The organism is Gordonibacter urolithinfaciens (assembly GCF_900199375.1).
In the GTDB taxonomy this organism is placed as follows: Bacteria; Actinomycetota; Coriobacteriia; order Coriobacteriales; family Eggerthellaceae; genus Gordonibacter; species Gordonibacter urolithinfaciens.
In genome coordinates, this window is record NZ_LT900217.1 from 982392 (window position 1) to 995744 (window position 13353).

A 13353-nucleotide genomic window follows, 5' to 3' on the forward strand; every position below is an offset into this window, starting at 1 on the left:
CTACTTTTTTATTAGTGATCCTATAATCGCTCTATGGCTCGTGCTATGCCTCGCTAATACAGCGAGAAGCGCTCCAAAAACTATCAGCCCAAAGATGATTTCAAGAACTAAAAGAAGCGGGGGGCTCACCTTGCCAATCGACAGAACCCGAGCTAAGACCTTCACCGAGATGCACATCAAAACCCCGATCCCAAGGTACGGGAGAGAATCGGAAACATATTGTTTTATATCCAAATACTTTCTAGCTGAAGCAGTAAGCATTACGCAAACGAGCAATTCTGTTGCTATAGTCACCAATGCAGCGCCCCGCGCATTCCACCTCGGAATCGCCCATAGATTTAGCATGATGTTGAAGACCGCGCCCACCGCAACCGAGGAAATATACTGTTTGTCTAATCTTTTCGGAATTAAGTATTGTTCCCTGATCACTGAGGCCCAAGCAATCATCGGCACGGTCACGCTCATAACAACGAGCAGATATCCCGTCTCTGTATAATTGTCGCCAAAATAGACCACTGCAAATAGATCGCCTGTAGCAATCAAGCCGAACATGAGACAAATCGCAATAATCATCGAAAAGGACATGGTCGAGCGGATGAACTTGACCCCCTTTCGTTCTTCGCCCGTCGATATTAAATACGACATCCTCGGAAGTACCACCGCCCCAAGCGCGGAAATCACGCCTAGAGGAACCATGATGATTTTGTCCGCGCAATCGAAAAAACCGAGTTGGGCGCTGCTTGAAAGCAAGCCGATGAGAATCTTGTCCAACACCCTATATACGCTTGTAGCAATCAGGGGAACGAACAAAATCACACTTGGTTTTAAATGCCGTATCAGCTTACAAAACTTTGGGATGTGGAAACTTGCGATATGCTTCTTCACATAGGGCCACAGCACCACCTGAGAAATAAAGTATCCGAGCGACATTATCGCGACATATAACCAAACATCGTCACGACCTTTAATGAATACAAAGATGCAGAAAGCGGTTAAGCACTTTATTACTGAATTGCGAACAACTGTAATCTTGAAATCCTCTTCGCCCCTGAATAGCCAAGTTACATCCAAAGCGGTTGACAAAATGTAAAGTATCCATATTGCACTAAGCGAATCACCAAATAGGAAAAGATAGACCAAATACAAGGCGAGTGCAAACCCAGCCGTAAGAAGCTGGGTAAAAAAGAGCTCCCAAAACAACTGATCTTTCGTAGCCTGCAGATCCCTGACTGAGGCAATACTCCTGGTCCCATAGCGCAGCATTCCCAGCGTCGCAAACATTCCAAAGTAATATGCAACATTATAAGAATATGAATAGGCCCCAATTCCGTCTGGACCCAGAATACGGGAAAGATAGGGTGCCGTGATTAGAGGAATTGCAAAAGCAAGCACTTCATACGCTAGGCTGAAGGCAAAGTTCTTTTTAATGCTTGGTGACAAGCAGTTTTCTTTCTTTTGCTTTTCGAAGAAACGTGAGGATGCCCGTTTTGCATGCCAACCCCTTGACGGCTTCGATGCAATAGTCCGAAAGCTTAATAGGCAGATAGCTCTGAACCACCGAAGAAAAAGAGTTTGAAAGAATTTGAGAGTAAAAGGAATCCGATCGCGGATGCTTCGGGGTGCAGCCCTCTATCATCTTGCCATTTAACTGCTCGCCCATCCCTCTATCAATTGCCGAAAAAACGACCTCTTCTTTTCCAAGCTCAAGTAACAGCTTCTCGCCCTTCTTCGTATTAACTAAAACACTTGTATGGCCAAGATCATCATCGTTGTCTCCAGTCAGCTCACAATACCGCCCGCAATCAAAGAGCGTTATGTCGGAATAGCGTCGCCTTCCCTTGAACTTACATTCGTTGCAAGATTTCCTGTGAGCGATGCCAGAAAAGAAAGCTCGCAAATACGGGTCGATTCTTCCGCTTTTGCTATAAACTCCGCTCTCATAGACAACTCTCATTGTGCTCATATGGTACCCGTAAGTCTTGTTGCGAAATCTTATTGACTCGATTCGCCCAAATTGCATATCTGACAAATATTGCCGCCAGGCCATAGGCGAAGCGACCCCGTGGCAAACCAAGTCAACAAGAAAAAGGCTCGCATTGTCGCCGAAGGCAGTTTTTACTGCGGCCGTCTGGCACGGCAAGCCGGTGAAGAGAACGGGGATATTTTGTTCCAAGTTTTTCTTAATACTGGCGAACACCTTGTTCGTCAAGCTGCTTTGAACATACTTAGATCCACGACACCTCATCACTTCCTCAGCAGTATGGCACTCGATATGTTCAACAGCCCATTCGTCAGAAAAAGCAGCGCCGTACGAAACACCACCGAGCGCCATCATCGAATTCGCGAGATGGAGATGCATTCCGCCCCCGGTTGATGCGACCAAGTTTTCACTGACGCCCGATTGTGCAACAAGCCCAATATCGAGATAATCTGAAACCGGAGGGTTGATTGATGGACAATCAGCCAAACACTTGCCGCAAGCTATGCAATTATTTCCAACAGCCGGAAGAATAAAGCCTCTTTCGTTTTCTTTCATTTCAACGCAGCGCATCGGACAGACGAACGAGCACAACCCGCACCCCGAGCAACTTGATTCATCCATAATGGAAACGTTCGACCTACAGACCATCGACAGCTTCTTTCAAAAAATTCCAAGAATCGCAACGCCAATTGTCTAAACTCTCATCAACGGTTGCAAAATCAACCACCAAGCTTTCAAGACGCCCCGGATCCGCATGATCCATCAAGCAGCAGCGGAGATCTAGCTGAGAGAACAGACTGTCTATTCGTGTGTTTCTGCTATTACCCCCATCGATATCACGATAGAAGGTCGCAAACTTTTTATGATGAATAAGCGAAAACACTGTTCCATGAAAAGAGTCCGTCAGAACATAATTCGCATGCCGTATCAGATTTACAAAATCGTCAGGATTGGCCGAGTAAAAATCAAAGTCATTGATAAGATCGTCTTCGTCAAGATGATAACGCCAATCTTTCAGCATCACCACCGGAAGTCCCGTCCTCTTTTTGAGCTCAGCAGCCATACGCCTTGACTCAGGATTGATGCCCAAGAAATAGCACAGGATATAATCCCCTTCGACGATCCTTTTTTCGGGAATGATATTGAGCCATCCAGCCTGATCGAACAGCAGAGTGGGATCAACGACCAGTTTTGGCTTGACATCGCCGCCCGTAACGCTGGCCACTATTTCAATCCCACTTTTTTCCCGAACACTCAAATAATCGATTTTGGATATGAATCGCGCGGCCCTAGCGGCAGAAGACTTCGGCATTGAGGAAATGCCGAAGCTGGTCGCATATGAGATTCGCCTGACCCCCTCAGAAGCGAATTCAAGAGTGTAAAAACCAGAGCTATACCCAGAAGGCAACCACAGTTGATCGCTGCCAACCAAGACTGCATCATACTTTTTTGAGCCATCTTGCAAGGCAGAGTACCCTTCGTATACGGGGCTTAGTTTGGTGAATCTACGATCACAGTATTCTCCAAAGGATTCGGATCTCAGTTCTTGTTTCGCCTTCTGAGCGCTATGTTTGCTTAAATACGCTCTCCACTTAAGTTCTGCGGTTAAGCCCAGCCAAGCATCTGCAGTAATAACCTTACGAGCGATCTGGACAACTCTTAGGGGGGAAATTTTCTTTTTGTACCTGATGAGCTCGTACTCAACTTCCAGAGCATCAATGGCTTTGCATGTGGCAAGAGCCTGGAGCATACTCCCGAAATTATGGTTGCTATAGCATGCGCAAAGTCCAAGCTTAGGCACGTTCACAAGCTTCTCTATCTATATTGGCTTTCATAGCGGTCATAAAAGCAACGAGCAATGTGATCATCTGCATCGAAAAAATCGACCCAGAAGCAGTAGTCGAGATGAGAATCGCCGCGATCATCGTAAGCGATAGGACCAGCATCCCCGAGGCAATCCCTAAACGATAAAAGTCGACTACGAGCATGATTAGCAGAAGAAGCCAAATGATCAGTCCTAAAAAGCCAAACTGAGCCAACACGACAGGCCAAAATGTATCTGTTAAGTAGCTAGGATTATTTGGAGCCAATCCGTAGACGTTTTGCAAGCCGTATTGATAGTAAAGTGGGGAATAAATTGTCTTCGTGACTCCCGACCCGAAAGAAGCGAAACCAGCACCCAAAGGGAAAAAGTTTTGAAACACTGAAAGAGCAGTTGTCATCAGGTGACCTCGCGCAGACTCGGAAGCGCTACCGTAATACACGGACATCTGCGCTTGCCCGACGAGGAAAGCAGAAACCGATCCTACACCAATTACGACAAAGGGAGCGCGCGTAGACCCCTTTCTTACAAATATAATAATCAGAACGATCACCAATGCAAGCGCTACCCACCTGCTTCGTAGAGACATCGCCATCAGAATCAAAGCGATACCGATATATTTTTTCCACCCGTTACTGGCATCCGAATAAATAAACGCCATACAAGCAAGAGAGAGGGTGACCATATGAGTAGGATGAATAAATACAAATTGGAAAGCCTTCAAGCCGTAGCGCATCTCATATGTCATTCCAATGTCTACGAATTGATTAATCGCCAAGCATGCAAGCATCAATACTAAAAGGACCTTGCTCTCTCTGGCCATATAGCTAACGAAATAAGAAGTGTTTCCGAGAATAGATTTCAGGGCAAAGTAAATGATAAAGAACTTTGAGCAAGCTAATATATCGACCAGAATAAAAAAAGTATCGGAAACTATGCCAGAAAGAAAGTTTCCAAAAAGCCCAATAACGACGATCGCAAATAACAGGCACAGCGCGATCTTCATTTCCCTCGTAAAACGAGATTTGCGCATCGCCATGGAAAAGAACAGAGAAAGGAGCGAGGATACCGCCAAAATCTCATCATAATAAGAAAAAGGAGGCAGAATTATCTCGATGATCGGCTGGAATAGCAGTAAGTTAAAGGCAATCAGAGCTAAAAGCTCAATGCAAGTCATGTCATGTTTAAACTTGTTAGGTATTCTGCTCAGCATCGTCATCCAGCAATCTCAAATACAAATTAGCTAACTGCGTATGGACAACCTTGTTGTCAAGTTTGCCTAAAACATACTCTTGGTTTGCATCCGCCATCTGATAAGCTCGATCTTGATCAACAAGCAGTTCCTCGAGGGCACAAGCCAAGGCGCTTACATCACCTGGCCCGATCAGCACACTACCCGCACGGCATACTTCTTCGGGTATACCCCCAACACAGGTACTGACCACGGCATTGCCAGCAGCCATCGCCTCAATGATCGAGACGGGAAAGCCTTCATCGTACGAGGGCAGAACCATGATGGAGGATGACGAGAGGATGTCCTGGACTTTTTCCTCGCCAAGCCATCCAGTGAATTGCGTACTTTGCGAAAACACCAGCAACCTTGGCCGCTTCTTGCAGCTTTTCAATTTCTCCATCACCCGCAAACGTGCAGAAGAACCTCATCCCCTTACTCTGTAGCATGCCCAATGCCTTAATTAAGTCGTACGCGCCTTTGCGAACGCCAAGGCGTCCTACAAAAGCGATGCTTGCCGGAAATCCGTGCTTAAAGTTCGATTTCGCGCAGTCTATCGAGTTATTTATTACAACAACGTTTTTCAGATCGAGAGTGTTTTCAAAAAAACATTTCCATGAATTTGAAAGAACTATCACCGCGTCTGCTTGCGAAAAACTATGCCGAAGGCGTTTCTGCCCCCGTTCGCTTAATGACGCAAAAAACTTTTTGTATTCGGCACCATGTACATGATAAACAACTCGAGATCCCTTGAGTTTCGCGGCTTTCCCATACAAAAGTTTTCTCCAGGTACTCGAATATGATGCAATATGTATATGGCATATGTCAGCTTTCAAAGGCTTAATGATAAAGCGCATATACTGCACCCCGGTGAAGAAAAGCCGAGATGCAAGACTTCCGTCCCTGCAAGAGGGAAACTCTAAAATTGTGAAGCGGGAAGCTAAGGTTTCGCTTTTACTCAATGACCGAATAACCGACGCCATTCCGCCGGACGCGCGGGAGCTATCTGGGCCTATCATTAAAATTTTATACATAAAGAGTCCGCACTTGTTCTGGCAGTACCAAGCAATCGCCAAGATATCTATCTAATGGATCGCGAAGCTTATCTTCCTTGCTATGGAAAGGATCAAACCCCCCGCCTGTGTAAAAAGTGAGTTCACCAAAGAAAGGCTTTCCTTCAATGCAGTACCAATCGACACGAACGTGAGGGAAGCTTTCGGATAAACTTTGCGACAGCGTCAGCATTTCTTCAAAACCGTCCGGCTTAGCAAGCAGCTCGCCTTCTGGCACATGGCTGACATGCCAATCGCCGTAAGACTCCCAAGCAGGTGAAAAGAACTGCTCTTTGTGGTTTTCAAAACGATCGGCGTCGCACTGGATCATCTTACAGACACCATCAAAGCAATAAAACTTATAATCATTAGGCGTTGCTCGTTCTCGATCTCTCAGATACTCCTCGACAATGATGCGAGGCTTCACGCCCTTGTACGCCCATTCGCGTCCTTGCCAGTACCAATTGCGCTTGAGCGCCGTCTCTAATCCACGAGCCGCCGCCCCGAAATCGAAGGTCGCTTTGTCTATGCAGATGTGAGCGCTCTGGGAATCGTGTGTACACTTGACGACAAATTCATTAGGCAAGTCGGCACCGAGGAACTCTTCAACAGTATTATAGACGCCAATAAGCGGTACCAAATACTGCGAACCGATCCGCTTTTCGACGAAGTCACGCACTTTGCACTTGTCCACAAGAGAAACCATGCGAGGATCTTGACAGTTGAGCTTCATCCACTGCAGTTTCTCATTGAACGTCGACGGCTCGTCGATATTCGGTAAGCCGCCGAACTTTGCACAGTAGTAAATCTTGATGTACTGCCTGTCGGGAAGGAACCTGAGGCTGTTCTTCAAGGATAGCATGAAGCGTTTCTTGAGCCTCATACGCGCCTTCCTTCGAGCACGTCCGCTATCCGCGCGCTGGCATGACCATCTCCGTATGGGTTAGACGCATGGCTCATGGCCAAATAAACCCTCTCGTCGGAAAGCAGGCGATCGAATTCGCGGCAAATTGCGTCTTCTTGGGTACCTACAAGCTTCAAAGTCCCAGCCTCCACGCCCTCGGGACGCTCGGTGGTATCGCGCATGACGAGCACGGGCTTGCCGAGCGAGGGAGCCTCCTCCTGGATGCCGCCCGAGTCGGTCAGGACGAGATGGCAGCGCGCGAGCAGGTTGTGGAAGTCGAGAACCTCCAAGGGCTCGATCATCCGCAGGCGGTCGAAGCCGTCGAGCTCCGCGTGGGCGGCCTCGTGCACAAGAGGGTTCATATGAACGGGATAGACCGCCTTGACGTCGGGACGCTCCTCCATCACGCGCCGGATGGCGCGGAACATGGAGCGCATGGGCGCACCCAGGTTCTCGCGGCGATGCGCCGTGATGAGCACGAGGCGAGACCCTGCGGCCCAGTCGAGAACCGAATGGGAGTAACCCTCCCTCACTGTGGTTCGCAGGGCGTCGATGCCGGTGTTGCCCGTAACCCAGATGCTCCGAGAGCGCCGGGCGAACGTAGCGGTCGATCGTGCCCGGGGACACCGTAGACTCGATCACCACGACCGCGCCCTCGGGCGCGACGTCCAGGACCGACTCCACCGCGCCGACGACGTAGGCGGGATCCCGCTCTCGCGCATGACCTCGGAGGCGCGAGCGAGCTCCACCTGGTAGCGCGGCACGAAGCACTCTTTGAGAACGGGTCTGCCGTCCTTCGAGCGCTGCCCCGCCGCATGCAGGTTGATGAGCTCGCACGCCTTGTCCTCCTGCCCGGAAAGAACCTGAATCACATACCACATGGAGGGCCTCCTCGCTCAGGCGGACATAGCTTCGCCATTCGGGCCTCCGGCCCGCGGCATCGAGAGTATTCATTCCCCTGGTTCCGCTTGGCCCGCCGATGGCACCGCCTGCGCTTGCTCAGGATATGTTCGTCGCGGTTTCCCGCCGGGAGCCCAACGCCTTGCGCCTTGGGCTCCCGGCGGGAAACCGGGGTCGTGCTAGTTCTTCACCGGGACGTTCAGGGCGGCCTGCAGCACGCAGTCGCCCTCGCCCCCTTCGTCGAAGCGGAGGTAGGCCATCCGCTTGTGGCGGTTGATCTTGCGCACGCGGCCCTCGCAGCCGCGCAGCGGGCCCCGCTCCACCTGCAGGACGCCGCCCTCGATGCGGCCCTCGCTCGCACGCAGCACGTGCGCCTCGTCGAGGACCGACTCGAGCCACGCCTGCACGCTCGGCGAGAGCGGCGCGTAGGTGCGGCCCCTCCGGCCCACGAGCGGTGCCGGGAACGACAGCTGCCCGAGCGCCTTGGCAAGCGCGCGCACGTCGCGCGTGGAAACGAACACGTACTCGCTGAACATGGGGTGCACGACGATGCGCCAGGCGCCCTCGCGCTTCATGTACCGCTCGTACTTGGGAACGAAGCAGTCTTCCACGAGGTCGGAGCCGAGGAGCTGGCGGCACTTGCCCGCCACCGCGTCCTCGCGACCCTCGGGCACATGAATGGCGTACCAGCGCAGGTCGCCGTCGCGCGACGGCCCTTCGGACAGGAAACCCGTCGGCAAACCCTCGCGCTGCCGTGCCTCCGTTGCCATTACGCCCTCTCCTACGCTCGCTCGCATAATCGGATGCTGCGGCCGTCGGTGCACGTTGCTGCCGCACCGACGGCCGCAAGAACGTAGACTTTTTGTCTCACGTAAAACTTGCCCGCCCTCATGCAAGGGCGCCCATCCGATCTGCTGTTTCTCTTTCGAATGAGATTATCGGGCATCTCCGCCAAAAAGTCTACGTTTTGGCAACGAAAACCATGCCGAGCGGGTTATTCAACACCCCGGTCGCCATAAACGCTAAGCAACTTCCCCCTCGGCGTCCCTCTTCAGCCACCGGTCGAACGTCCGGGGGCAAACACCGAGGTGCTCCGCCGCTTCCTTGCGCGTGATCTGGCCCGATAGGTATGCGGCCTTGATCGGCCGATAAGCGCTCGGCACCTCGATGGCCGGCCGGCCGAACCTCACGCCACGCGCCCGAGCCGCCGCGATCCCCTCCGCCTGGCGCTGCCGAATGTTCTCGCGCTCAAGTTGCGCAACATAGCTGAGCAGCTGCAGCACCACGTCGGCCAGGAACACGCCGGTGATGCCGTGCTGGTCGTTGCGCGTGTCGAGAAGCGGCATGTCGAGCACCACGACGAACGCCCGCTTCACCTTCGTGAGGATGCGCCACTGCTCGAGGATCTCGTCGTAGTTCCGCCCCAGCCGGTCGATGCTCTTCACCACCATTACGTCGCCGGGCCGAAGGCGCTTGACCAGCTTGCGGTACTCCGGCCGCTCGAAGTCCTTGCCACTCGCCTTGTCGGCGTAGATACGCTCTTCCGCCACGGGAAAGCCCGTGAGGGCGTCGATCTGCCGCCTGAGCTTCTGGTCCTTCGCCGACACGCGCGCATACCCGTACACGATTCCTTCTCGCTCCATCGCTCACCCCATCGTTCCCGTCAAAGCGAGCCCCCTCCGGGCCGCTTTGCCATCGGCCGCCAAAAGAGATGCCGGCAGGCGCACGGCCGGTCGGCATGGGGCAATTATCGCGAACGGAAGCCGTCCGGGCCGTTCCGAGGGCAGGGTCGGCAAGGGAATCCGCAGCGACAACATTGGAGAGTCGGGTGGTCAGGTTTCTAAAGGCGAGAGGGGCTGGGGGCGGGAACAGTTCGAGGAGCTCTCGATTAACCTCGGGTGTTTCCGAGTGCGCCGGATGGCTCTTTCTGCGCGCATAGTCTCGGCCGGCTGATATTGAGAAGGAGCGAACGATCGACGGGGAGTTCGAAGCGGGACCTAGCCATCGGAAAAGTTGGGAGCTCGCCTTTCTCGTTCTTCTTTATTAGGAAGCTTAAGAAGCGGCGAAGCCGCGCTACACTTTTATTGCGACTGGGCGCACCGCTTCGCGGGCGGCGCGGCCTACGCGCAGTTCTTCGTGTGGTGGTAGGTGGGGACGGCGGATTCCAGGATGTGGACGGCTTCCTCGTCCGATTTGCCGATGGCGGCTTCCAGCTCGCCGAGCTTGGCGGCCACCTCGTCGTAGCTGATCTCCTGGCCGGTGGATATCATGATGGACTTGTTGTCGGTGGGAAGCGTGCTCTCCTCGTCCATGAGCAGCTCCTCGTACATCTTCTCGCCGTCGCGCAGGCCCGTGAACGTGATCTTCACGTCCACGTCGGGCACGAGGCCCTGCAGCTGGATGAGACCCTTCGCCAGCTCGACGATCTTCACGGGCTCGCCCATGTCGAGAATGAATATCTCGCCGCCATGCGCCATGCCGCCTGCCTGGATGACCAGGCGCGATGCCTCGGGGATGGTCATGAAGAAGCGCTCGATCTCGGGGTGCGTGACCGTGACGGGGCCGCCGGCGGCAATCTGGCGCTGGAACACAGGGATGACGCTGCCGTTCGAGCCCAGCACGTTGCCGAAGCGCACGGCGGAGAACACGGTCTTGGACGTGCGCGCGTACAGCTGCATCACCATCTCGCCCATGCGCTTCGTGGCGCCCATGACGCTCGTGGGGTTCACGGCCTTGTCGGTGGAGATGAAGATGAAGCGCGCGGCGCCGAACGCGTCGGCCGCCTTCACCACGTTGAGCGTGCCGAACACGTTGTTGTGCAGCGCCTCGCGCGGGCACGCCTCCATGAGCGGCACGTGCTTATGCGCCGCGGCATGGAACACGGCGCCAGGACGGTACTTCGCGAACACCTCGGCCACGCGGGCCTCGTCGCACACGCTGCCGATCTCGATGACGATCTCGATGTCGTCGTACTCGGACAGCAGCTCGTTGCGCAGCATGTAGGCGTCGTTCTCGTAGATGTCGAAGATGACGATGCGCGCGGGCGCCACGCGGCACAGCTGCCGGCAGAGCTCGCTGCCGATGGAGCCGCCGCCGCCCGTGACCAGCACGCACTCGCCGGCGATGTATCCGGACACGGCGCGGGTGTTCAGGATGATCTCCTCGCGCCCCAGAAGGTCGGCCACGTCCACATCGCGCAGCCGCACGTCGCCTATCTCGTCGAGCGACAGCTCGCGAATGTTGGGCAGCGTGCGCAGCTTGCATTCGGTCTTCGTGCACTCGCCGTAGATGCGCTTGCGCTCCTCGAGCGAGGCCGAGGGAATGGCCACGACGATCTGCTCGATGTCGTAGCGGTCCACCAGCTCCACAATGTCGTCCGTGGTGCCGGCCACCTTCACGCCGTGAATGCGGCTGCCGCGCTTCGAAACGTCGTCGTCGGTGGCCACGATGGCCACGCCGGGCATGAGCGGATCCTTCGAGGCCATGCGGCCGATGGCGAGCGAGCCCGTCTCCCCCGCGCCCACGATGAGCGTGCGCGGCCGGTCACAGGCGCGCTGTGCCGACCCCAGCACGCGCTTCTTCTGACGCATGACGCGGAATACCAAGCGTATGCCCCCCATGAAGAATATGAGCAGAAAGCACGAGACGAAGAACACGCGTATGGGCAGGCGCACGTCGATGATCCATAGGAACACGGCGCCGATGAGCGTGGACAGCACCACCGCGAGCATGATCTGGATGGCCTCGTCGACGCTCGCGTACTCCCACAGGTTGTTGTAGAGGCGGAACAGGCCGAGCACCGCCACGTTGATGAGCGCCAGGATGCCCAGCATGAAGTAGATCTCGTTGTTTACGAAGACCTCGTCCTCGACGGCGGTGAGCAAGGATGCGAGCCAGTAGGCGGCGTACGTCGCAACGATGTCGAGCAGCAGCAGGACCGCTGTTCTTTTTGTGATATGAGCGTCCAAGCGCAGCCTCGTCCCCGAGTGGAAAAGCGAATTGATGCCATTTTGCCGACAAGCGCGGCAACCAAAAGGGTATTGTATACAAAGTAACGTAACCTTGCACGGACCAATGCTTTACAGGAGCCTGCTACATGAATAAAACAGCCGTTCCCGGCACAGCCATCGCAGCCCCCGGGGAACCGGAAACCCCCAGCGACCAGCCTGCACGCACAAGCAACATCGACGCCATCGTAGCCTATTTCGAGAGCGGCATCACGCCGGCCGGGGCAGCCGGCGAGCTGGGCATCGAGCTGGAGCACACCCTCGTGCACGACGACATGAGCCCCGTGCCGTACAGCGGGCCCTACGGCGTGGAATGGCTGCTGGGCCAGCTGGAAGCCGAGTTCCCCCGCACGACGCGCGACCCGGAGGGCGACCTCTTGGGCGTGGCGCGGCCCGGCGAGGCCGTGACCATCGAGCCGGCGGCGCAGGTTGAGCTCTCGGCGGGCCCGTTCGCGAGCCTCGAGGACGCGCGGGCGACGTTCGAGCGGTTCGAGCGCACGCTGGACGACGCGCTGGCGCCGCACGGCGAGCGCGCGCTCACGGTGGGCTACCACCCCTCCGCCAAGGCGCTCGACCTGGAGCTCATCCCCAAGCGGCGCTACAAGTTCATGAACCTGTACCTGGGCGAGAAGGGGCCGTTCGGGCCGCGCATGATGCGGGGCAGCGCGTCGACCCAGGTGTCGATAGACTACTGGTCGACGGCGGACTGCCTGCGGAAGCTGCGGCTGGCGTTCGCGCTCGTGCCGCTGTTCTCGCTCGTCTGCGACAACTCGCCGGTGTTCGAGGGCGCGCCGCGCGCCCACGAGCTGGTGCGGACCGAGATCTGGCGGTTCTGCGACCCCGACCGCTGCGGCCTGGTGCCCGGCGTGATGGACCCGGGTTTCGACCTGCGCCGCTATGCCGAGTACCTTTTGGACACGCCTGCTATCCTCATACCGTGCCGTAAGGAGCAGTGGTGCTACTCCGAGCGCACCTTCGGCGAGATATACGCCGAGCGCACCATGACGCGCGCCGAGGTGGAGCACGCCGTGTCCATGTTCTTCAACGACGTGCGTCTGAAGACCTATATCGAGATCAGGCCGGCCGACGCGATGCCCGTGCCCTACGTGGTGGCGTACGCGGCGCTGATCAAAGGGCTGTTCTACCATGCGGAGAACCTCGACGCGCTCGACGCGCTGTTCGAAGGCGTGGACGGCGCGGCCGTGGAGGCGGCCAAGGATGCGCTTATGGCCGCAGGATACGAGGCCGAGGTGTACGGAAGGCCTGCGGCCGAGCTGGTCGACGAGGTGATGACGCTGGCACGGCGGGGCCTAGCAGCTGGCGAGCAGGGCTTCCTCGAGCCGCTCGCGCAGCTGGCAGCGCAGCGCGTCACGCTGGCCGACCTGGCCGAGCGCAAGGGTTAAACCGGCGTCCGCATCTCGAAGCCGCAACAGCCGCAGCAGCGCGATGGAGGGAC

12 protein-coding genes and 1 pseudogene are annotated in these 13353 nt (G+C 55.5%); 1 reads left to right on the forward strand and 12 read right to left on the reverse strand.

What is annotated here, in order from left to right:
• From BN3560_RS04270 to BN3560_RS04330, 12 genes and pseudogenes are all read right to left on the reverse strand, one after another.
• On the reverse strand, positions 1-1440 hold the full coding sequence (locus BN3560_RS04270; protein WP_096227130.1) for an oligosaccharide flippase family protein: 1440 nt from the start codon (positions 1438-1440) through the stop codon (positions 1-3).
• Positions 1424-2629 carry a Coenzyme F420 hydrogenase/dehydrogenase, beta subunit C-terminal domain gene (locus tag BN3560_RS04275; RefSeq protein ID WP_096227131.1) on the reverse strand — a complete coding sequence of 402 codons (1206 nt, stop codon included), beginning with the start codon at positions 2627-2629 and terminating at the stop codon, positions 1424-1426. Before BN3560_RS04275 ends, BN3560_RS04270 begins: the two co-directional genes overlap by 17 nt.
• Entirely contained in the window at positions 2619-3782 is a 1164-nt protein-coding gene (locus BN3560_RS04280) for a polysaccharide pyruvyl transferase family protein (protein WP_123649879.1), read from the reverse strand. Before BN3560_RS04280 ends, BN3560_RS04275 begins: the two co-directional genes overlap by 11 nt.
• Positions 3775-4980, reverse strand: coding sequence for a hypothetical protein (locus tag BN3560_RS04285; RefSeq protein WP_096227133.1), 1206 nt, complete (start codon positions 4978-4980; stop codon positions 3775-3777). The genes BN3560_RS04280 and BN3560_RS04285 overlap by 8 nt, the downstream gene beginning before the upstream one ends.
• Positions 4981-4996: 16 nt before the next feature.
• On the reverse strand, positions 4997-5437 hold the full coding sequence (locus tag BN3560_RS04290) for a glycosyltransferase family 4 protein (RefSeq protein ID WP_096227134.1): 441 nt from the start codon (positions 5435-5437) through the stop codon (positions 4997-4999).
• 154 nt (positions 5438-5591) lie between these two features.
• Positions 5592-6068: pseudogene (locus BN3560_RS14975) on the reverse strand (glycosyltransferase); the annotation flags it as partial.
• On the reverse strand, positions 6061-6969 hold the full coding sequence (locus BN3560_RS04300; protein WP_096227136.1) for an ATP-grasp fold amidoligase family protein: 909 nt from the start codon (positions 6967-6969) through the stop codon (positions 6061-6063). The pseudogene BN3560_RS14975 and the gene BN3560_RS04300, both read right to left, overlap by 8 nt.
• Positions 6966-7523 carry a non-hydrolyzing UDP-N-acetylglucosamine 2-epimerase gene (wecB, locus tag BN3560_RS04305; protein ID WP_269456907.1) on the reverse strand — a complete coding sequence of 186 codons (558 nt, stop codon included), beginning with the start codon at positions 7521-7523 and terminating at the stop codon, positions 6966-6968. Before wecB ends, BN3560_RS04300 begins: the two co-directional genes overlap by 4 nt.
• 105 nt (positions 7524-7628) lie before the next feature.
• Positions 7629-7871, reverse strand: a complete 243-nt coding sequence (locus BN3560_RS14665; RefSeq protein ID WP_194167079.1) for a hypothetical protein — start codon at positions 7869-7871, stop codon at positions 7629-7631.
• Between the two features lie 198 nt (positions 7872-8069).
• Positions 8070-8660 (reverse strand): transcription termination/antitermination NusG family protein, encoded by a 591-nt coding sequence (locus tag BN3560_RS04320; RefSeq protein WP_157780543.1) that lies wholly within the window; start codon positions 8658-8660, stop codon positions 8070-8072.
• Positions 8661-8912: 252 nt separating this feature from the next.
• Entirely contained in the window at positions 8913-9533 is a 621-nt protein-coding gene (locus BN3560_RS04325) for a recombinase family protein (protein WP_096227138.1), read from the reverse strand.
• 477 nt (positions 9534-10010) lie between these two features.
• A complete protein-coding gene (locus BN3560_RS04330) occupies positions 10011-11858 on the reverse strand; it encodes a polysaccharide biosynthesis protein (RefSeq protein WP_096227139.1) in 1848 nt (615 codons plus the stop codon).
• Positions 11859-11986: 128 nt separating this feature from the next.
• Between BN3560_RS04330 and BN3560_RS04335 the strand changes: the two genes are divergently transcribed.
• The gene (locus BN3560_RS04335) at positions 11987-13300 is read left to right on the forward strand and encodes a glutamate-cysteine ligase family protein (protein WP_154270455.1); all 1314 of its coding nucleotides are present in this window, start codon (positions 11987-11989) and stop codon (positions 13298-13300) included.
• Positions 13301-13353: the final 53 nt, after the last annotated feature.